The following is a 19,282-nucleotide window of genomic DNA, read 5'->3' on the forward strand; positions in this document are numbered from 1 at the left end:
AATTTCGTTCCTGCTGAAAGAGGTTTACAACCCGAAAGCCGTCATCCCTCACGCGGCGTTGCTGCGTCAGGCTTTCGCCCATTGCGCAAGATTCCCTACTGCTGCCTCCCGTAGGAGTCTGGGCCGTGTCTCAGTCCCAGTGTGGCTGATCATCCTCTCAGACCAGCTATGGATCGTAGCCTTGGTAGGCCTTTACCCCACCAACTAGCTAATCCAACGCGGGCCGCTCCTAAGGCGATAAATCTTTCCCCCGAAGGGCACATACGGTATTAGCTGAAGTTTCCCTCAGTTGTTCCGTACCTTAGGGCACGTTCCCACGCGTTACTCACCCGTCCGCCACTCACCCGAAGGTGCGTTCGACTTGCATGTATTAGGCCTGCCGCCAGCGTTCGCTCTGAGCCAGGATCAAACTCTCAGGTTGAGTTGACGTTCTGACTTTCTGCGTAACCAGTTCTGTTAGAGAACCGGCTGGCTATAGTCTGCGTAGTTCTTGACGAGTTCCCATCACACAGACCTCCCGCGGCCGAAGCCGGGGGCGATCCATATTATGGTGTCTTCAAGAGACCGCAGTCACAGTCAGCGTCGAGACAGTCTGGTTAGGACTGTCGCCAGGACGCCGCCGCCTGCGTTTCTCTTTCCAAATCAACGATGTCAAAGACCCGACCGGCTTCGCCGGCCCCACCGCTTGACCCCGGTGGCGGGCGGAGGCGGCTATCTACGGGCCGCCCATTTGGGTGTCAATCGATCCTTTCGGACTTTTTCGCCGCGGCCCAAGCTTCTGAAAAGCATGAGAATTCGGCGCAAAATCCGCTCTGGGCCGCCCGGGGGATGCCCCAAAAGGTCCGTAGCGATTCGATTGAACGCGGGGAAAATAGTCAGTTCGAGGTGAAAAGCAAGCGACTTTCGCCACCTGCCTTGCGTCGCCGAAATGGACGGGTCTTCCCGCGGGAGGCGGCTATCTAGGGGCCGTCCGGGGGCCTGTCAACCAAGGGTCCAGGCGAACGGCGCGCGGCACGACCCTACGGCGGGAAAGCTCTCTTCCGCGGGCTCCGCGGCCCTGCGACCCGTTCGCCGCCCCGCCCGCGCTCGCTTGCGCGCCCGGCCAACCCTCTTAAAGAGAAGGCGGAGGTGGCGTTCATGCTTTCCCAGAAGGCGCGCTATGCGTTGCGCGCGCTCGTCGAGCTCGCCCGGGCCGAGGGCGAGCAGCTCACCTCGGGCGAGCTGGCGCTCAGGGCCGACGCGCCGCGCAAGTTCCTGGAGGCCATCCTCCTCGAGCTCTCCCGCAACGGCCTGGTGATCAGCCGGCGCGGCAAGTTCGGCGGCTACGTCCTGTCGCGGCCGTCGGCCGAGATCAGCTTCGCGGAGGTGATCCGGGTGATCGAGGGGCCGCTGGCGCTCGCCCCGTGCGTTTCGCCGCGGCTCGGCTTCCGCAAGTGCGACGACTGCGAAGACGTCGCGACCTGCGCGCTGCGCGAAGCGCTGCTCCGCGCCCGCGACGCCACCGCCCAGGTGCTGGAAGGCTACAGCCTGGCCGAGGCCGCGACCTCCGAGGGCGCCGGGATCCTGCGCTCCGCCGGCTAGCGCCACGCAAAGAACGGGCGGGGAAGGCGCCTTTGTCCTTCCCCGCCTCTCTCGCCGGCGGGCGGCCGGCTTCCAGCCCTCCGTCCGGAGGGAAACTCTAGCTGGCGGCGATATAGGCCTTGAGGCCGTCGGCCTCGGCCTCGACTTCGGAGATCTTCGCCTTCACCAGGTCGCCGATCGAGACCAGCCCCACCAGCCGCTCGGCCTTGCAGACCGGCAAGTGACGAATGCGGCGGTCGGTCATCCGGCCCATCAAGGAATCCACCGTTTCTCCGGGCTCGGCGAACAGCACGTTCTTGGTCATGTGGCGGGAGACCTGCGTCTCGAGCGCCGCGGCCCCGGTCTGCGCCACCGCCCTGACGAGGTCGCGCTCCGAGATGATGCCGACCACCTGCTCGGCCTCGAGCACCACCAGCGCGCCCACCCGGCGCGAGTGCAGCAGGGCCGCCGCCGATGCGAGCGTCTCGGAAGGGGCGACGGTGAACACCAGGTCGCCTTTGGACTTCAGGATCTGCGAGACCAGCATGCGCTCGCTCCTTCGCGTCAGTCGAAGAACAGCGTTGCGCAGAATGGCCAGGAGTCAAAGCACGCGCGCGTGAGCGGCGCTCAGGCGCGGCGGCCGATGCGGGCGAACGGGCCGATCAGCAGGACGCCGGCCAGGAATCCAGCGATGTGCGCCTCCCAGGCGATCCCGGCGCCGCCGGTCCCCGGCACGAAGGCGCCGCCGAGGGCTCCGATCAGCAGGTTCACGATCACCCAGGCTGCGCCCATGCCGATCACCGGCGAGGAGAAGATGCGGCCCAGCCGGCCGCCGCCGGCGATCAGCCGCGCGGCCGCGCCCATCAGGCCGGAGAGCGCGCCCGAGGCGCCGACCAGGGCCGCGGCGCTGCCCCAATGCACGGCCGCGTAACCCAGGTTCGAGAGCACGCCGCAGACGAGATAGAAGCTGAAGAACAGCGCCGCCCCAGCCAGGCGGACGCCGAAGAAGCGCGCCACGGGGGTGGCGAAAGCCAGGGCGAAGGCGGCGTTCATCAACGCGTGGCCCCAGTTGCCGTGCAGGAACAGCGCGGTGACCAGGGTCGCCCAGCGGTGCTGCAGGAGCGCGGCCGGCGAAAAGGCGTAGCCGGCGATGACGAACTCGTCCGAGAGCCGGCTCTGCAGGGCGTAGCCGCCGACGATCACCACCACCAGGGCGATCGCCGGCCAGGGGGCGTTGAACACCGGTTCGCGGTCGGGCCGCCGGGCCTCGCTCTCGGGCTCCTGCCCCGACCATGGTCCCCGCGCAGGTGTTTCCTGGAAGTACGACGCCGTCATCGTTTCCCATGTAGTCGCGAACGCCGCGCCGCGCGACCTCGGCCGTGATCTCGCCTTGCCCTCGCCGCATCGAGCAGGTTTGTTGCGCACGCTGGTCTCCGCCCTTTCCAGGACCCCTCGATGATCCGTCCCCTGCGCGCGGGGCTCGCCCTCGCCGCCGCATTCTCCCTGCTCGTCACCGGTTTCGCCGCCGCCCTGCCCTTGCCGCACCTGCCCCACCTGGGGCGCGGCGAAGCGGCCAGCCCGCTGAAGCTGAAGCCGGGCGAATGGCCGCAGGCCCGCTCCGACGTGAAGCCCGACCCCGAGATCCGCTTCGGATCCCTGCCCAACGGCATGCGCTATGCGATCAAGCGGCAGCCCGTCCCGCCGGGCCAGGCGGCGATCCGGCTGTGGGTGGATGGCGGCTCCCTCGACGAGACCGATGCCCAGCAGGGCCTCGCCCACTTCCTCGAGCACATGGCCTTCAAGGGCTCCAAGGCGGTGCCCGAGAACGACATGATCAAGATCCTGCAGCGGCATGGCCTGGCGTTCGGCGCCGACACCAACGCCTCCACCAGCTTCGGCCAGACCGTCTACAAGCTCGACCTTCCGAAGACCGACGACGACACCGTCGACACCGCGCTGATGCTGATGCGGGAGGCGGCCTCGAACCTCACGCTTTCCCAGGCGGCGATGGACCACGAGCGCGGCGTCGTGCTGTCGGAGGAGCGCAGCCGCGACACCCCGGCCTACCGTATCTTCAAGGATCGTTTCGCCTTCCTGCTCCCGGGCCAGCGGCTGACGATGCGCTATCCGATCGGCAAGACCCAGGTGCTGCAGAGCGCGCCGGTCAGCCTGATCGCCGACTTCTACCACCGCTACTATCGGCCCGAGCGCCTGGTGCTGGTCGTGGTGGGCGACTTCGATCCGGCGGCGATCGAGGCCAAGATCCGCGCCCGCTTCGGCGACATGAAGCCGGTGGGTCCGGCCGGTTCCGATCCCGACCTCGGCCCGGTGAAGCCGCGCGGCGCCGAAGCCCGCGTGGCGATCGATCCAGGCGCGCCGCTCTCCATCCAGATCGCCTGGGTCCGGCCGCCGGACCTTGCGCCCGACACGCTCGCCAAGCGCCGGCGCGACCTGATCCAGCAGCTCGGGTTCCAGGTGATGAACCGGCGCTTCCAGGCGCTGGCCCGCTCCGCCGCCCCGCCGTTCCTTGGCGCGGCGGCGTTCAAGTTCGACGAGGAGCACTCGGCCGAGATCACGATGGTCACGGTCAACGCCGAGCCCGGCAAGTGGCGCCCGGCGCTCGCCGCCGCGGACCAGGAGACCCGCCGCGCGATCGAATACGGCGTGCGCCAGGATGAGCTCGACCGCGAGATCGTCGAGGTCCGCGCGCTCCTGAAGGCGCAGGTGGCCGGCCAGGCGACGCGGCGGCCCGCGGCCATCGCCGACCAGGTGGTGGGCTCGCTCGCCGACCAGGACGTGGTCACCAACCCCGAACAGGACCTCGCGTTCTTCGAGGAGACGGTGAAGGGCCTCAAGGCCGGCGAGGTCTCCGAGGCGCTGAAGTCGATCTTCCGCGGCTCGGGGCCGCTGGTCTTCATGGCCTCGCCCAAGCCGGTGGAGGGCGGCGACGCCACCCTGCTCGCGGCCTTCGAGGCGGCCGGGAAGACGCCGGTATCCGCGCCGGCGGCGCCCACGCAGGTGAGCTGGCCGTACGAGAGCTTCGGCGCGCCGGGCAAGGTCGCCGACACCAAGGACGTCACCGACCTCGACACCACCTTCATGCGCTTCGAGAACGGCGTGCGCCTGACGGTGAAGCCGACCAAGTTCTCCGCCGACCAGGTGCTCATCCGTGTGAACGTCGGCCACGGCCTGGCCGATCTGCCGCGCGATCGGCAGAGCCTGCGCTGGGCCTCCGACGCGCTGATCGAAGGCGGCCTGAAGAAGATCAGCAGCGAGGACATGGAGCGCGTGCTGGCGGCCAAGGTGTTCAGCGCCCGGTTCAGCATGCTGGACGACGCCTTCGTGCTGTCCGGCGCGACCCGTCGCGAAGACCTGCCCACCGAGATGCAGGTGCTCGCGGCCTATGTGACCGAACCCGGCTGGCGGCCGGAAGCCTTCGCCCACGTCAAGAACGAGGCGAGGACTCTGGAGAACCAGTTCGAGGCCACCGACAGCGGCGTCTTCTCGCGCGACCTGCAGGGGCTGCTGCACGCCGGCGACCGGCGGTGGACCTACCCCAGCCGGCAGGAGATCGACGCCGCCAACCTCTCGGACCTGCAAGCCTCGGTCGCCCCGCACCTGGCGAACGACTCCATCGAGGTGGTGGTGATCGGCGACGTGACCCCCGAGGAGGCGACGGAGGCGGTCGCGGCCACCTTCGGGACGCTGCCGCCGAGGCCGGCGCCGACCCCGCCGCCGGATTCCGAACGCCAGATGGGCTTCCCGCAGGGCGCCGCCCAGCCGGTGGTGCTGACCCATAAGGGCCGCGCCGACCAGGCGATCGGCTTCGTCGCCTGGCCCGCGCCGGACTTCTGGTCGAACCCGCAGCGGGCCCGCAACGACGCGATCCTCGGCGAAGTGATGGGGCTGCGCCTGATCGAGCAGCTGCGCCAGGCGCAGGGCGTCACCTACTCCCCCTCGGTGAGCTACAACCACAGCCTCACCTGGAAGGACTGGGGCTACATCTCCGCCAGCGTCGAGGTGCCGCCGGCCAAGCTCGACGGCTTCTTCGCCGACGTGGCCAAGATCGCCGCCGACCTGCGGACCAAGGGGCCGACAGCCGACGAGCTGCAGCGGGCCAAGACGCCCAGGCTGGAGGAGATGGAGAAGGCGCGGGTGACCAACGGCTACTGGCTGACGGAGCTCTCCGGGGCGCAGGCGGACCCGCGCAAGCTGGATGCGATCCGCCAACTGCTGCCCGGGACCGAGCGGGTGAGCGCCGCCGACGTCCAGAAATCGGCCGTCGACCTGCTGGCCGACGCCAAGGCCTGGAAGCTGGAGGTCAAGCCCGCCGGCGCGAAATGAGGCTCACGCCGCCTTGCGGCCGTCCCCGAAGACGGGCGCATCCTGCGGCGCCAGGGCCTGGCGGCCGAGGATCATGTCGGCGGCCTTCTCGGCGATCATGATGGTGGGCGCATTGGTGTTGCCGCCGACCAGCGTCGGCATGACCGAGGCGTCGACGACGCGCAGGCCTGCGAGCCCCTGCACCTTCAGCTCGCCGTCGACGACTGCCATCGGATCGCCGTCCGCGCCCATGCGGCAGGTCCCGACCGGGTGATAGATCGTCTCGGCGGTGCGGCGGATCCAGGCGTCGATGTCGGCGTCGGACCGCACGGCGTCGCCGGGCGAGAACTCCGCGCCGCGATAGGCGTCGAAGGCGGGCTGGCGGGCGACCTCGCGCAGCATCGTGACGCCCTGGCGGATCGCGCGGCGGTCCTCCTCGGTCGCCAGGTAGTTCGCGAAGATCGCCGGATCGGCCAGCGGATCGGCCGAGTTCAGCCCGATCCGGCCGCGGCTCTCGGGCCGCAGCTGGCAGACGTGGAAGGTGAAGCCGTCCTTTTCGACGCTCACCTTGCCGTGGTCCTGCATGATGGCGAGCACCGTGTGGACCTGCAGGTCCGGCCGGTCGAGGTCCGGCCGCGAGCGCAGGAAGGCGCCGGATTCCAGGAAGTTCTGCCGCCCGAGGCCCTTGCCGAACAGGGCGTAGTTCAGGCCGACGCCGAGGGTGCGGACGATCCCCTTGCGCAGCGAATAGACGGTGATCGGCTGCGGGCACTCGTAGCAGAGCGTCACGTCCAGGTGGTCCTGCAGGTTCGCGCCGACGCCCCTCAGCGCGGTCACGGTCGGGATCGCATGACGCGAGAGCTCGTCCGGATCACCGATGCCGGAGAGCTGCAGGATGTGCGGCGACTGCACCGCGCCTGCGCAGAGCAGCACCTCGGCCTCGGCGTGGATGGTGCGCGGCGACTTCGATTTGCCGACCAGCACCTCGACCCCCGCCGCGCGGCCGTTCTCGACCAGGATCCGCGTGGTCCTGGCGCCGGTCAGGCAGGTGAGGTTCGGCCGCGTGAGCGCCGGATGCAGATAGGCGCGCGCGGCGCTCCAGCGCTGGCCGTCCTTGATGGTCAGCTGGTAGGGCCCGAAGCCCTCCTGCTGGAAACCGTTGAAGTCGTCGGTCAGCGGATAGCCGGCCTGCCCGCCGGCCTCGATCGAGGCGCGGTAGATCGGGTTCGGCGAGGCGGCCTTCGAGACGTGCAGCGGCCCCTCCCCGCCGTGCCAGGCATCGGCCCCGCCCTCGAAGCTCTCGGCGCGCCGGAAGTAGGGCAGCACGTCCCGGTAGGCCCAGCCGGCGAGCCCCATCTGGCGCCACTGGTCGTAGTCGCGCGCATGGCCGCGGATGTAGATCATGCCGTTGATCGACGACGAGCCGCCCCAGCCCTTGCCCCTCGGCCACCAGAGCCTGCGGTTCTCCAGGTTCGGCTCGGGCTCGGTCCAGAAGCCCCAGTTGTAGGGGCCTTGCTTGCCGATCAGGCCGCCGACGCCGGCCGGCATCTTGATCAGCATCGAGGAGTCCTTGCCGCCCGCCTCCAGCAAAAGGACCTTGACCGCCGGGTCTTCGGAGAGGCGGTTCGCCAGCACGCAGCCGGCCGAGCCCGCCCCGATGATGATGTAGTCGTAGCGGTCCAACGCGGACGCTCCTAAACGCTGATCAGGCGGGCGAACCTGACGCCCGAGTCACTTTCTGGCAAGCGCTACCTCCGGCCGCGAAGCGGCGGGAGGTCAGGGGATCTACCGCCCCTTCCACTGCGGCGGGCGCTTCTCGGCGAACGCCTTCGGGCCCTCGACGAAATCCTCCGACGTGTAGAGCGCCGCGACGGCCGGATACTTGCTTTGGCCTTTGAGGGCCGCCTCGAGGCTGGTCTCGTCCAGGCCCTGGTAGACCGCCTGCTTTGAGGCCCGCACCGACATCGGCGAAAGCTCGCAGATCTGCTGCGCCCAGCGCTTGGCGGCGGCCATCAGGTCGCCAGGCGCGACCACCTCGTTGACGAAGCCGAGCTCGAAGCCCTCCTTCGCGCTGACCCGCCGGCCGGTCAGGATCATGCCCATGGCCCGCTTGGTCCCGATCGCCCGCGGCAGCCGGTGGAGACCGCCCGCCAGCGCCGCCAGCCCCACGCGCGGCTCCGGCAAGGCGAACACCGCGGCTTCCGAGGCCACGATGATGTCGCAGGCGAGCGCGATCTCGAAGCCGCCGCCCATGGCGACGCCGTTCACCGCGGCGATCAGCGGCTTGGTCAGATCGAAGCGGCTCGTCAGGCCGGCGAATCCCGAGGGCGGGCTTCCCATGCGTCCGCCGCTCGCCTGGTGCTTCAGGTCGTTGCCCGCCGAGAAGGCCCGCTCGCCCGCGCCGGTGATGATGGCGGCCCACTGGCTCGGATCGGACGCGAAGGCGTTGAACACCTCGTCCAGCTCGAAGTGCGCCGGCGAATGCAGCGCGTTCATCACCTCGGGCCGGTTGAGGATCACCGTGGTGATCGGTCCGTCCCGCTCCACCTGGACGAATTCATAGGTCATTTCGCGCTCCCTCTTTGCCCCAGCCTCGGCAGGCGACGCACGGTCCGTCAAGGCAGATGACCGCGAGGCGGGCTCCGGCTATGCGCAGGCGATGGCCTTCCTCGTGCTCGACATCGGCGGCGTTTTCTATCGCGGCTGGCCGGCGGAGGACTTCTGGCCGGCGTGGAGCGCGCGCACCGGCCTCAGCCGCGCGGCGATGGAGGACTTCCTCGCCGCCGCGCCGGAAGCGCGCGAGGCGCGGCTTGGCCGCATTTCGGCGGCGACCTACTACGCCCGGGCGGGCGGACGCCTGCAAGCCGATCCGGGCGCCCTGCAGAGCCTGGCCGAGGCGGCCTTCCTCAGCGACTTCAACCAGCCGCTGGCGGATTGGGTCGGCGCGATCCGCCGGCGCGGCGTGCCGGTCTCGGCGCTGACCAACAGCCTCTCGAGCGAGGCGCAGCTGAAGGCGCGGCCGGCCCTGGCGGGCCTGTTCGATCACGTGATCACCTCGTGCGACGCCGGCTGCGCCAAGCCCGACCCGGAGATCTTCCGGGCGCTGCTCGCGCGTCTTGCGGCCGAGCCCGCCGAGGTGGTCTTCGCCGACGACGACATCCGCCACGTGGAGGCCGCCCGCTCCCTGGGCCTCAGCGGTGTCCATTTCCAGGCGACGAAGACGGCGGTCGCGGAGCTCGAGGGGCGGCTCGGCCTCGCCTAGACGCCGCGGAGCTCGCGTTTGAAGCGCTTCCAGTTCTCCACATAGTGCAGGGCGCCGGCCGCCAGCATCCGCGCCTGCTCCTGCGAGACCTCGCGCACCACCTTGCCGGGCGCGCCCATGACCAGCGAATTGTCCGGGATCTCCTTGCCTTCGGTGATCAGGCAGTTCGCGCCGATCAGGCAGTTCTTCCCGATCCGGGCGCCGTTCAGCACGATCGAGCCGATGCCCACCAGCGAATTGGCGCCGATCGTACAGCCGTGAAGCATGACCATGTGGCCGACGGTCACATTGGCCCCGATCACCAAGGGTGAGCCGTGGTCGGTGTGGCAGACCGAGCCGTCCTGGACGTTGGAGTTCTCGCCGACGGTGATCGGGTCGTTGTCGCCGCGCAAGGTTGCGCCAAACCAGACGGAGGCATTTTTCTTGAGGATGACTCGACCAATTACGGAGGCGCTTGGCGCTATCCAGTATTCGTCATCGTTCGGCAATTCAGGTGTCACATTCCCTAAATTGTAAACGGCCATCCCGAGTCCCCAATTCTTGCGACAAACAGTCCATTTAACCCTTTGGAAAGGGCGATAGAGTCATCTTAGTCGGGCGATTCGAGCGGGCGGAAGCCTTTCTCGGCCGCCGCGGGGCCGCCAAGGCCCCATCGCCCTGCGCTGGACGGAGTTGGATGGCGCTGCGTCTGTTGTTCTCGAGGGCTTCGCCGCCCGGACGCGTCCCGGACGCCGAGCCGCCCGGCCGGCCCTCCCGCCGCTTCCCCGCACCGATTTTCCCAAGGGCGATCCACACCGGATGCGCCCTTTTTTCACGCCCCCCTGGAGGCCTTGATGAGCAAACGAGCCACGAAGCGACAGCTGCGCGACGGCGCATTCGACGCCGGCCAGTTCGAGGCGGACGACAAGATCCGCCGCCTGCCGCTCGATCGCGGCTGGTCGCCGCTGGCTCACAGCAACGAGGATCGTGAACAGGGCTACCTGAAGACCATCAAGGCCAAGTCGGCCGGCCAGGAGAAGCTGATCGCGGCCATCGACGAGAAGAACCTGGTGATGGCCCTTGGCCCCGCCGGCACCGGCAAGACCTACCTGGCGATCGCCAAGGCGGTGGAGGCGCTGGAGTCCGGCCGGGTCGGCCGCATCGTCCTGTCGCGTCCGGCGGTCGAGGCGGGCGAGTCGATCGGCTTCCTGCCCGGCGACGCGGAAGACAAGCTCGCGCCCTATCTGCGGCCGCTCTACGACGCGCTTTCCGACCGGCTGTCGATGAAGCGGGTCCGCTCGCTGCTCGCGGAGGGCGCGATCGAGATCGCCCCGGTTGGCTTCATGCGCGGCCGCACGCTCAACAACGCCTTCGTGGTCATCGACGAGGCCCAGAACTGCACCTACGTGCAGCTCAAGATGCTGCTGACCCGGCTCGGCTGGCATTCGACGATGGTGGTCACCGGCGATCCCAACCAGTCCGACCTGCTGCCCGAGCTCTCCGGCCTCGCGCCGGTGTCGGAACGGCTGGAGCAGCTGCCGAATATTGCGGTGGTTCGGCTGGGCGAGCGCGACATCGTGCGCCATCCCCTGGTGGCCGACATGCTGAGCGTGCTCTAGCGCTCGGCGACGAACGCAAGGAACCGGCCTCCGCCCGCGTCGCTTGTCGCGGCGGAGGCTCCGATGTCCGGGAAAGACGATGCTCCGATCAGGTCCGAGCCCATCGCCACCGGCGATCGGCGCGACAAGGTGTGGCTGGAACCCGACCGCGATCAGCTCGTGAAGATGCGGGCCACCTTCAGACCGGATGCGCCGATGCCGCCCGACGAGCAATCGGAAGCGAGCGAGGAAGGCTATCGCGAAGCGGCGCCGCCGGTGGAGGACGTCGCCGTCGCGCCAGCGGATGATCCTTCCGTCTGGGACGCGCGTCCGGCCGACGACAAGCCGAGCCTTCGCCGCGACTGAGCTGCGGCGCCGAGTCCGTTGATTACGGAACGACTCGCGCTTATGGATAGTTCGACAACCTAACTACCTAGGCCTCCTCGTGGACGTAGCTCTCGACAAACTCGATATCCTGAACCTCGCCGAGGCGTTGCGTCCGGCGCTGTTGCGCGTCTCGCGCCGGCTTCGCCAGGAGGGCCAGAAGGCGGGCATCTCCGCCCAGGATTCACTGATCCTCGCGCAGATCCAGAAGAACCCCGGCATCGGCGTCTGCGATCTCGCCGACGCCGAGCAGACCTCGCGGCCCACCATGTCGAGCCATGTGAAGCGGCTGGAAGCCGCGGGCTTTGTCCGGCGCAGCGACGACGCCGAGGACGGACGCCGCTCCGGACTGGCCGTGACCGCCGCAGGGGTCCGGCGCATCGAGGCGATCAAGCGTCACCGGAACGACTGGCTGGCCGCGCGCCTGAAGAAGCTCTCGCCGGCCGAACGCGAAAAGCTGGCCGACGCGGCCGAGCCGCTCCTCAAGCTGGCGAGCGTCGAGCCGTGAGCCCCGCCGACCGCGTCCTGGAAGCCCCGGAGATCACCTCCGACGCGCTGGAGATGGCCAGCGAGCGCGAGGCGATCGCCCGCGGCTGGATCATCCCGGCGATCATCGGTTCGGCGCTGCTGATGCAGACGCTGGAAGCCACCGTCATGTCGAACGCGCTGCCGACCATCGCGCGTGCGCTGCACGTCGATCCGGTCCGGCTGAACATGACCATGACCATGTTCCTGCTGGCCTCGGCGGTGTGCCTGCCGGTGTCGGGCTGGATGGCCGACAAGCTGGGCGCGAAGAAGGTGTTCATGACCTCGATGGTGCTGTTCGCACTGTCGTCGGCCGGCTGCGGCTTCGCCCAGAACCTGCCGGAGCTGATCGTCGGACGGATCTTCCAGGGCGTGGCGGCCTCCATGATGGCGCCTGTCGGACGCCTGGTCCTGTTGCGCACCACCCCCAAGAACGAGCTCGTGGGCGCCATGTCGGTGCTGACCATGCCGGCGCTGGTCGGCCCGGTGATCGGCCCGATCCTCGGCGGCACCATCGTCACCTTCTTCAACTGGCGCTGGATCTTCTACATCAACCTGCCGGTCGCGATCGTCGGCGTGACCCTCGTGCGGGCGTTCGTGCCGAACGTGAAGGAGCAGCAGGTCTCGCCGCTCGACTGGATGGGCATCGCGCTCACCGGTGTCGGCCTGGCGGCGATGATCTTCGGCTTCGAGAACCTCGGGCGGAACTTCCTGCCGGCCGCCCAGGTGGCGGGGCTGTTCGCGATCGCGGCGGTCTGCTTCACCCTCTACTGGCTGCACGCGCGCAACAACCCGCATGCGATCATCGACCTGTCGATCTTCCGGGTGAAGACCTTCCAGACCGGCGTGGTGGGCGGCGCCTTCTTCCGCGTCGCCATGGGCGCGACGCCGTTCCTCCTGGCCATGCTGCTGCAGATCGGCTTCGGCATGTCGGCGTTCCGCGCCGGGCTGATGACCTTCATCTCGGCCGCAGGCGCCCTGGTGATGAAGACCACCGCGCCCCCCATCCTGCGCCGCTTCGGCTTCCGGACCGTGCTCGTGGCCAACGGCTTCATCTGCTCGAGCACCTTCATGCTGTACGCGCTCTTCCGGCCCAGCACGCCGCACTGGCTGATCATGGGCGTGCTGGCGGTGGGCGGCTTCTTCCGCTCGCTGCAGTTCACGAGCCTGAACGGCCTCGCCTATGCCGACATCGAGCAGGACCGGATGAGCCGCGCCTCGACGGCCTCGTCGATGAGCCAGCAGCTGGTCCAGTCGGTGGGCATCGGCCTGGCCGCCACCTTGCTGCATTTCGTGAGCCTCTGGCGGCATGAGACGCGGCTGACCTGGGACACGGTGACGCCGGCCTTCGCGATCATCGGCTCGGTCACCTTCATCTCGATCCTCTGGTATCTACGGCTGCCAGCCGACGCGGGCGACCAGCTTCACCAGCGGCGACGCGGCCGCGTCTAGGCCCGCGAGGCCGGCCCGCCCTCGGCGCCGGCCACCGTCTCGGCGAAGGCTCGCGGCTCGTCCGCCGCCTCCAAGACGGGAGCCTGCGCCTGGGGATCGGCTTCGCCAGCGAGGCGGGTCCACAGGGCGGCGAGCTCGAGGTGCGCCGCCTGGCGCTTGCGGCGAGGTCGTCGTGCGGGCGAGCGCCAGGCGCCGGTCCACCAATTCACGGTAATGCGCGGCGCGCTCCGACGCCGTCGGATGAGTCAGATCGCCATCCCTGATGTGTTGGGTATCCGACACAACCGCGGAAACGCTGCCCGCGCAGATGGGTAGCGGCCGGCCGCGCGGATTTCAGCAGGCGCGGCGGTTCAGACCGTGTCCGCGGGTCCGACGACCCGGCCAAGCCTGCGTCGCAGCGTGACGGCGATCAGACGCGGCGCCTCTTCCGGCATGGGGAACACCGCGCTGACGTTGATCTCGCACAGGACATAGCTGTCCTCGCCATCCGCCGCGGCTGGTCCGAGCATGAAGTCGGCGTCCCAGATCGCCGGCAGGTCGTCGGGCGAGATCTCGAGCAGCCGGCACAGGCCCGGGGTCCAGTCCCGTTCCATCAGCGCCCCCAGCCGCTGGAAGCGCGGATCCTCCGGCCCGGAGTAGAGCCTGGGGCCGCCGGGCCCCGCCTCGGGCGGAACGAGCGCGCCGACCTGCTGGACGCCGAAACCGGCCGTCCGGCCGCCGGACATGTAGCAGCGCACCATCCCCTCTCCGATCCGCGGCTGCCAGGCTTGATCGACGAGCCCGCCGCCCTCAGCGAAGTCAGGACTGCGAGCTTCGATCAGCGCCCGCATCGACATGGTCCGCAGGCTGCGATCCCCGTCGGCAGGCAACACCTGCACCTCGTCCGGGCCGCTTGCCGCCACCTTCCAGACGCCCTGGCCGCCGTTGCCGCGGTTCGGCTTGAGCACGCGCGGGCCGTTCGCCAGCCGCGCCGGGAAGGTCTCGGCGAACTCGCGCGCGTCGGCGTGGAAGCAGACGTCAGAGCCCCAGCCCAGCGGGCGGGTGCGCCAGAGCACGGCCTTGACGCCCATCTTGTCGATGACGTCCGGATGGGCGCTGACCAGCACGCCGGCCGCGGCGAGCTCGCGCAGCATGGCGTCCAGCTCATAGCGGCGGCGCCCGTCCTGCAGCGGATTGACGAACACCAGCGCCGCGGACACGCCGTGCAGCTGCTCGCGCACCGCCTCCGCAGCCGCCTCGTCATAGAGGCAGGGCTGCGGCGCAAAGCCGGCTTCCGCCAGCGCCTGCGCGAGGGCCGCGAACCGGCTGTCGGCCAGGGTGGCGCGATTGCGATCGCCCGCCTCGCCTCGCCAGACGATCGCGACCTTCAGCTTGGAAGAAACGTCCATCGGCAAGCTCCTTTGCGCCAGGGGCGGAGGAGCGGATGCTTGGACTTAGGCGTCTGAGCGGGCGATCCGCATCGGCCCGGTAGGGCCACTATAGCCTACTCGGCCGCGAGCGCCACGCGCGCGTGGGTCAGGGCGTATTTCGACTCGAGGGCCGCCATCGCCGACTCGTACTCGGCCGCCAGGCGCGCGACCAGCTCGGCCGCGGCGGGGATCTCCTTCACGGCGCCGATGCCCTGGCCGCAGCCCCAGATGTCCCGCCAGGCCTTGGCCTTCGAGTTGCCGCCGGAGCCGAAGTTCATCGCCGAAGCGTCGGAGGTCGGCAGGTTGTCGGGATCGAGCCCGGCGTTTTCGATCGACGGCCGCAGGTAGTTGCCGTGCACGCCGGTGAACAGGTTGGTGTAGACGATGTCCTCGCCGGTCGAGTCGACGATCATCTGCTTGTAGGCCGGATCGGCGTTCGCTTCGCGGGTGGCGATGAACGCCGAGCCGACATAGGCCAGGTCCGCCCCCATCGCCTGGGCGGCCAGCACCGCCGCCCCGTCGCCGATCGAGCCGGAGAGCGCGATCGGACCCTGGAACCACTCCCGAAGGCCGTGGATCAGCGCGAATGGAGACAGCGTGCCGGCATGGCCCCCGGCCCCCGCCGCCACCGGGATCAACCCATCGGCCCCCTTCTCGATCGCCTTGCGTGCGAAGCGGTCGTTGATGATGTCGTGCAGCACGACGCCGCCATAGGAATGCACGGCGGCGTTCACGTCCTCCCGCGCGCCGAGCGAGGTGATGACGATCGGGGCCTTCCATCTGGTCGAGGCCTCGAGGTCGTGTTCCAGCCGGTCGTTGGTCTTGTGGACGATGTGGTTCACGGCGAACGGCGCGGCCGGAGCATCAGGATGGTCGCGGTCCCACGCCGCGAGCTCTTCCGTGATCCTGTGCAGCCACTCGTCGAGCAGCGAGGCGGGCCGCGCGTTCAGCGCCGGGAAGCTGCCGACGATCCCGGCCTTGCACTGGGCGATCACCAGGTCCGGGGTGGAGATGATGAACAGCGGGCTGCCGATGACGGGCAGGCGCAGGCGGTCACGCAGCACGGGCGGCAGGGCCATGGAGTCATCCTTGTCGGCAAGTTACATTTACGACGTATATCTCCACCCCTCGGAAGAGCAAGCGGCCAGGCGAGGCTCACCTCGCGTGAGCTTGACGCGTAACGCCTGCGCGGCGATCAGCTTGCCGATGGCCGATCTCAGCGCCCTGACCGCCGAATTCCCCGCCGCGAGCCGTGCGGCCTGGCTGGCGCTGGTCGCCAAGACCCTGGGCGATGCGCCGTTCGAGAGCCTCAGGAGGAGCACGGTCGAGGGACTGGACATCGAGCCGCTGTACGATGGGGCGCCCGAGCCGCAAACCTTCGCCGCGCGCCCGTTCGACGCCGAGCGGCCCTGGGACATCCGCACGCTCACCGTCCATCCCGACCGTTTCGCGGCGAACCGCGAGATTCTGGGAGACCTGGAAGGCGGTGCGGCCTCCGCCATCCTCAGGGTCGATCCGACCGGCGCGGCGGGGGTCGCGGTGGGCTCGGCGGAGGATCTCGCGGTCGCGCTGCAGGACGTGGTCCTGGAGTTCGCGCCCATCGGGCTCGACGCCGGCTTCCTCGGGGCCCAGGCCGCCGACTGGCTGGCGACGCTCGCCAAGGCCTCACCCGGCGCCAAGCCGCTGTTCCATCTGGATCCCCTGAGCGCCTTCGCCGAGACCGGCGCGAGCCCGGGACCGATCCAGAGCCATCTGGTCTCCGCGGCCACCGTGGCCCGCCGGCTGGCGGAGACCTATCCCCTCGGCCAGCTATTCCTGGCCTCCGGACGCGTGGCGCACGAGGCCGGCGGGGGCGAGGCGCTGGAGGTGGCCCTCGCTGCGGCCGCCGCCCTCGCCTACGCCAAGGCCCTGGTCCGCGCCGGCCTGCCGACGGCCGAGGCGTTCGCCCGCATCACGCTCGGTCTCGCCGCGGACGCGGACTACTTCCTGACGATCGCCAAGCTCAGGGCCGCGCGGCTGGTCTGCGCGCGGATCGCGACCGCCTGCGGCGCCGACGGACGCGCGCGCATCGAAGCCCGCTCCTCGCGCCGGATGCTCACCGCCAAGGACGCCTGGACCAACATGATCCGCCTGACCGCGGCCGGGTTCGGCGCGGCCGTCGGCGGCGCCGACGCCGTCGTGCTGGGGACATTCACCGACGCGCTCGGGCCGCCCACCGCCTTCGCGCGGCGCCAGAGCCGCAATGTGCAGCTCGTGCTGATGGAGGAGGCCCACGTCGGCCGGGTGGCCGATCCGGCGGCGGGCTCGGGCTATGTCGAGACGCTGAGCGACGCGATCGCGCGGGCGGCCTGGGCGGAGTTCCAGGCGATCGAGGCGCAGGGCGGGGCGGTCGCAGCGCTGAGCTCGGGGCACATCGCGCGCAAGGTGGCGGCCGCCATGGCGGCGCGGGCGACGCCCCGGATCGTCGGCGTGACCGCCTTTGCGCCGGAATTGGAGACGCCCGTCGAGGTGGAGCGGCCGACGCCCAAGCCCGTCGGGGCCCCCTCGCCGCGCCTGCCCGGGCCTGACGGCGCCTGCCCGCCGCTGAAACCCATCCGACTGGCCGAAGCGTTCGAGGTGGCGAAATGACCGCCTTCCCCGATTTTGCGACCCTGGCCTTTGATCGCGATACGCCGAGCCCGCGGGAGACCTCTGGGCCTGAATGGCGAACGCCCGAGGGCATCGCTGTGAAACCCGCCTACGGGCCCATGGACACGGCCTGCCTCCCGACCCTGGGCGGCTATCCTGGGCTCGCGCCGTTCCTGCGCGGGCCCTATCCGACCATGTACGTCACCAACCCGTGGACGATCCGGCAGTACGCCGGCTTCTCCACGGCCGAGGACTCCAACGCCTTCTATCGCCGCAATCTCGCGGCCGGGCAGATGGGGCTCTCGATCGCCTTCGACCTCGCCACCCACCGCGGCTACGATTCCGACCACCCGCGGGTCACCGGAGACGTCGGCATGGCCGGCGTGGCGATCGATTCCATCCTCGACATGCGCACGCTGTTCGACGGCATCCCGCTGGAGAAGATGAGCGTCTCGATGACCATGAACGGCGCGGTGCTGCCGATCATGGCGCTCTATATCGTGGCCGCCGAGGAGCAGGGCGTGCCGCACGCCAAGCTCTCGGGGACGATCCAGAACGACATCCTCAAGGAGTTCCTGGTCCGCAACACCTACATCTACCCGCCCGAGCCCTCGATGCGGATCGTCTCCGACATCTTCGCGTACGCGAGCGCGGAAATGCCCCGGTTCAACTCCATCTCGATCAGCGGCTACCACATGCAGGAAGCCGGTGCGACGCTCGACCTGGAGCTCGCCTACACGCTGGCCGACGGGGTCGAGTACGTGCGCGCCGGGGTGGCGGCGGGCCTGCCGGTCGACAGCTTCGCGCCGCGCCTGTCGTTCTTCTGGAACGCCGGCATGAACGCCTTCATGGAGATCGCCAAGCAGCGGGCCGCGCGGCTGCTGTGGGCCAAGCTGATGAAGGAGACCTTCGAGCCGAAGGACGCCCGCTCGCTCTCGCTCCGCGCCCACACCCAGACCTCCGGCTGGAGCCTGGCGGCCCACGACGTCTTCAACAACGTGGCGCGGACGGTCGTCGAGGCGATGGCCGCGGTCGGCGGCCAGACCCAGAGCCTGCACACCAACTCGCTGGACGAAGCGCTTGCTTTGCCGACGGATTTCTCCGCCCGCATCTCGCGCAACACGCAGCTCTTCCTGCAACTGGAAAGCGGCCAGACGCGGGTGATCGATCCCTGGGGCGGCGCCTACTACGTGGAGCGGCTGACGGCGGATCTCGCGACACGGGCGCTGGAGCACATCGCCGAGGTCGAGGCGCTCGGCGGCATGGCCAAGGCGATCGAGGACGGCCTGCCCAAGCGCCGCATCGAGGAGGCCTCCGCCCGCACCCAGGCGCGCATCGACTCCGGTCAGCAGGCGGTGGTCGGCGTCAATCGCTATCGGCCGGCGGGCGCCGACGAGATCCCGATGCTGAAGGTCGACAACACCGCGGTGCGCGAGCGGCAGCTCGCGAAGCTGAAGCAACTCAGGGCCGAGCGCGATCCGGAGGCGGTGCGCCAGGCGCTCGAGGCGCTGACGCGGGGCGCCGCGGCGAACGGCAATCTCCTGGAGTTGTCGGTGAACGCCGCCCGCGCCAAGGCCACCGTCGGTGAGATCTCCGAAGCGCTCGAGCGCGTGTTCGGCCGCCACAAGGCGCGCGCCGATGCGGTGAAGGGCGTCTATCTGCGGGAATCCGGCGAGACGCCCGTCGCGCTCCGCGCCAAGGAGATGGTCAAGGCCTTCGTCGCCGCCGATGGCCGCAGGCCGAAGGTGCTGATCGCCAAGATGGGTCAGGACGGCCACGACCGCGGCCAGAAGGTGGTGGCCTCCGGCTATGCGGACCTCGGGTTCGACGTGGTGATCGGCGACCTGTTCCAGACGCCGGCCGAGACCGCGGCCCAGGCGGTGGCCGACAATGTGCACGCGGTGGGCGCATCCTCGCTCGCTGCGGGCCACCTGACCCTCGTGCCGGAGCTGAGGGCCGAGCTCGCCCGGCTCGGCCGGCCCGACATCATGGTGGTGGTGGGCGGCGTCATCCCGCCGGAGGACTTCAAGGCGCTGCAGGACATGGGCGTCGCCGCCATCTTCACGCCCGGCACGGTGATCCCGGAGAGCGCCATCGTGCTCCTGGAGCGGCTGAACGAGCTGTTGGGCTACGCCCAGGAGCAGGCGGCGCAGTAGCGCCGC

At 69.6% G+C, this 19,282-nt stretch carries 17 protein-coding genes and 1 rRNA gene; 9 read left to right on the forward strand and 9 right to left on the reverse strand.

The features are described from left to right. Positions 1-421 (reverse strand): 16S ribosomal RNA (locus Q0W60_RS14885); the annotation flags it as partial. A 716-nt stretch (positions 422-1,137) separates the two neighbouring features. Here Q0W60_RS14885 and Q0W60_RS14890 point away from each other — a divergent pair. Beyond that, a complete protein-coding gene (locus Q0W60_RS14890; protein WP_297696866.1) occupies positions 1,138-1,581 on the forward strand; it encodes an Rrf2 family transcriptional regulator in 444 nt (147 codons plus the stop codon). A 97-nt stretch (positions 1,582-1,678) separates the two neighbouring features. Here the strand turns inward: Q0W60_RS14890 and Q0W60_RS14895 are convergent, their stop codons facing one another. Both Q0W60_RS14895 and Q0W60_RS14900 read right to left on the reverse strand, forming a co-directional pair. Further along, positions 1,679-2,107, reverse strand: coding sequence for a CBS domain-containing protein (locus tag Q0W60_RS14895; protein WP_297696867.1), 429 nt, complete (start codon positions 2,105-2,107; stop codon positions 1,679-1,681). A gap of 80 nt (positions 2,108-2,187) precedes the next feature. Continuing rightward, a complete protein-coding gene (locus tag Q0W60_RS14900; RefSeq protein ID WP_297696868.1) occupies positions 2,188-2,895 on the reverse strand; it encodes a rhomboid family intramembrane serine protease in 708 nt (235 codons plus the stop codon). Between the two features lie 120 nt (positions 2,896-3,015). Between Q0W60_RS14900 and Q0W60_RS14905 the strand changes: the two genes are divergently transcribed. Then, positions 3,016-5,904, forward strand: coding sequence for an insulinase family protein (locus Q0W60_RS14905; RefSeq protein ID WP_297696869.1), 2,889 nt, complete (start codon positions 3,016-3,018; stop codon positions 5,902-5,904). A 3-nt stretch (positions 5,905-5,907) separates the two neighbouring features. On the opposite strand, the gene Q0W60_RS14910 is transcribed toward Q0W60_RS14905, so the two are convergent. Continuing rightward, the gene (locus tag Q0W60_RS14910) at positions 5,908-7,566 is read right to left on the reverse strand and encodes a choline dehydrogenase (RefSeq protein ID WP_297696870.1); all 1,659 of its coding nucleotides are present in this window, start codon (positions 7,564-7,566) and stop codon (positions 5,908-5,910) included. A 102-nt stretch (positions 7,567-7,668) separates the two neighbouring features. After that, positions 7,669-8,451 carry an enoyl-CoA hydratase-related protein gene (locus Q0W60_RS14915; protein ID WP_297696871.1) on the reverse strand — a complete coding sequence of 261 codons (783 nt, stop codon included), beginning with the start codon at positions 8,449-8,451 and terminating at the stop codon, positions 7,669-7,671. 91 nt (positions 8,452-8,542) lie between these two features. On the opposite strand from Q0W60_RS14915, the gene Q0W60_RS14920 reads away from it, so the two are divergent. After that, a complete protein-coding gene (locus Q0W60_RS14920; protein WP_297696872.1) occupies positions 8,543-9,145 on the forward strand; it encodes an HAD family phosphatase in 603 nt (200 codons plus the stop codon). Here the strand turns inward: Q0W60_RS14920 and Q0W60_RS14925 are convergent. Further along, positions 9,142-9,669, reverse strand: a complete 528-nt coding sequence (locus tag Q0W60_RS14925) for a gamma carbonic anhydrase family protein (RefSeq protein ID WP_297696873.1) — start codon at positions 9,667-9,669, stop codon at positions 9,142-9,144. The two genes, Q0W60_RS14920 and Q0W60_RS14925, sit on opposite strands and share 4 nt — an antisense overlap. 297 nt (positions 9,670-9,966) lie before the next feature. Here Q0W60_RS14925 and Q0W60_RS14930 point away from each other — a divergent pair, with 297 nt between their 5' ends. The 4 genes from Q0W60_RS14930 (at position 9,967) to Q0W60_RS14945 (ending at position 13,083) form a co-directional block, all read left to right on the forward strand. Further along, entirely contained in the window at positions 9,967-10,743 is a 777-nt protein-coding gene (locus tag Q0W60_RS14930) for a PhoH family protein (protein WP_297696881.1), read from the forward strand. A gap of 63 nt (positions 10,744-10,806) precedes the next feature. Continuing rightward, positions 10,807-11,088 (forward strand): hypothetical protein, encoded by a 282-nt coding sequence (locus tag Q0W60_RS14935; RefSeq protein WP_297696874.1) that lies wholly within the window; start codon positions 10,807-10,809, stop codon positions 11,086-11,088. 79 nt (positions 11,089-11,167) lie between these two features. After that, positions 11,168-11,614, forward strand: coding sequence for a MarR family transcriptional regulator (locus Q0W60_RS14940; RefSeq protein WP_297696875.1), 447 nt, complete (start codon positions 11,168-11,170; stop codon positions 11,612-11,614). Beyond that, positions 11,611-13,083, forward strand: a complete 1,473-nt coding sequence (locus tag Q0W60_RS14945) for a DHA2 family efflux MFS transporter permease subunit (protein WP_297696876.1) — start codon at positions 11,611-11,613, stop codon at positions 13,081-13,083. Before Q0W60_RS14940 ends, Q0W60_RS14945 begins: the two co-directional genes overlap by 4 nt. Here Q0W60_RS14945 and Q0W60_RS14950 read toward each other — a convergent pair. The 3 genes from Q0W60_RS14950 to Q0W60_RS14960 all read right to left on the reverse strand — a co-directional run bounded on the left by Q0W60_RS14950 (position 13,080) and on the right by Q0W60_RS14960 (position 15,571). Then, the gene (locus Q0W60_RS14950) at positions 13,080-13,292 is read right to left on the reverse strand and encodes a hypothetical protein (protein WP_297696877.1); all 213 of its coding nucleotides are present in this window, start codon (positions 13,290-13,292) and stop codon (positions 13,080-13,082) included. The two genes, Q0W60_RS14945 and Q0W60_RS14950, sit on opposite strands and share 4 nt — an antisense overlap. 141 nt (positions 13,293-13,433) lie before the next feature. Further along, positions 13,434-14,471, reverse strand: coding sequence for a Cj0069 family protein (locus tag Q0W60_RS14955; RefSeq protein ID WP_297696878.1), 1,038 nt, complete (start codon positions 14,469-14,471; stop codon positions 13,434-13,436). Between the two features lie 95 nt (positions 14,472-14,566). Beyond that, on the reverse strand, positions 14,567-15,571 hold the full coding sequence (locus Q0W60_RS14960; RefSeq protein WP_297696879.1) for a nitronate monooxygenase family protein: 1,005 nt from the start codon (positions 15,569-15,571) through the stop codon (positions 14,567-14,569). Between the two features lie 85 nt (positions 15,572-15,656). Between Q0W60_RS14960 and Q0W60_RS14965 the strand changes: the two genes are divergently transcribed. Together Q0W60_RS14965 and scpA are read left to right on the forward strand one after the other, a co-directional pair. Beyond that, positions 15,657-17,120: a methylmalonyl-CoA mutase family protein gene (locus Q0W60_RS14965; protein ID WP_366075795.1), complete on the forward strand. Its 1,464-nt coding sequence runs from the start codon at positions 15,657-15,659 to the stop codon at positions 17,118-17,120. Next, entirely contained in the window at positions 17,117-19,276 is a 2,160-nt protein-coding gene (gene scpA, locus Q0W60_RS14970; RefSeq protein ID WP_297696880.1) for a methylmalonyl-CoA mutase, read from the forward strand. Before Q0W60_RS14965 ends, scpA begins: the two co-directional genes overlap by 4 nt. Positions 19,277-19,282 lie beyond the last annotated feature (6 nt).

It is taken from the genome of Phenylobacterium sp., from assembly GCF_025934275.1.
GTDB lineage: Bacteria > Pseudomonadota > Alphaproteobacteria > Caulobacterales > Caulobacteraceae > Phenylobacterium.

What these genes read in the sequence shown, in the direction of transcription:
- Q0W60_RS14955 (WP_297696878.1), bottom strand. Translation starts at nt 14,471, where the DNA reads ATGGACGTTTCTTCCAAGCTGAAGGTCGCGATCGTCTGGCGAGGCGAG.
- Q0W60_RS14895 (WP_297696867.1), bottom strand. Translation starts at nt 2,107, where the DNA reads ATGCTGGTCTCGCAGATCCTGAAGTCCAAAGGCGACCTGGTGTTCACC.
- Q0W60_RS14905 (WP_297696869.1), top strand. Translation starts at nt 3,016, where the DNA reads ATGATCCGTCCCCTGCGCGCGGGGCTCGCCCTCGCCGCCGCATTCTCC.
- Q0W60_RS14960 (WP_297696879.1), bottom strand. Translation starts at nt 15,571, where the DNA reads ATGGCCCTGCCGCCCGTGCTGCGTGACCGCCTGCGCCTGCCCGTCATC.
- Q0W60_RS14925 (WP_297696873.1), bottom strand. Translation starts at nt 9,669, where the DNA reads ATGGCCGTTTACAATTTAGGGAATGTGACACCTGAATTGCCGAACGAT.
- Q0W60_RS14900 (WP_297696868.1), bottom strand. Translation starts at nt 2,895, where the DNA reads ATGACGGCGTCGTACTTCCAGGAAACACCTGCGCGGGGACCATGGTCG.
- Q0W60_RS14915 (WP_297696871.1), bottom strand. Translation starts at nt 8,451, where the DNA reads ATGACCTATGAATTCGTCCAGGTGGAGCGGGACGGACCGATCACCACG.
- Q0W60_RS14920 (WP_297696872.1), top strand. Translation starts at nt 8,543, where the DNA reads ATGGCCTTCCTCGTGCTCGACATCGGCGGCGTTTTCTATCGCGGCTGG.
- scpA (WP_297696880.1), top strand. Translation starts at nt 17,117, where the DNA reads ATGACCGCCTTCCCCGATTTTGCGACCCTGGCCTTTGATCGCGATACG.
- Q0W60_RS14935 (WP_297696874.1), top strand. Translation starts at nt 10,807, where the DNA reads ATGTCCGGGAAAGACGATGCTCCGATCAGGTCCGAGCCCATCGCCACC.
- Q0W60_RS14890 (WP_297696866.1), top strand. Translation starts at nt 1,138, where the DNA reads ATGCTTTCCCAGAAGGCGCGCTATGCGTTGCGCGCGCTCGTCGAGCTC.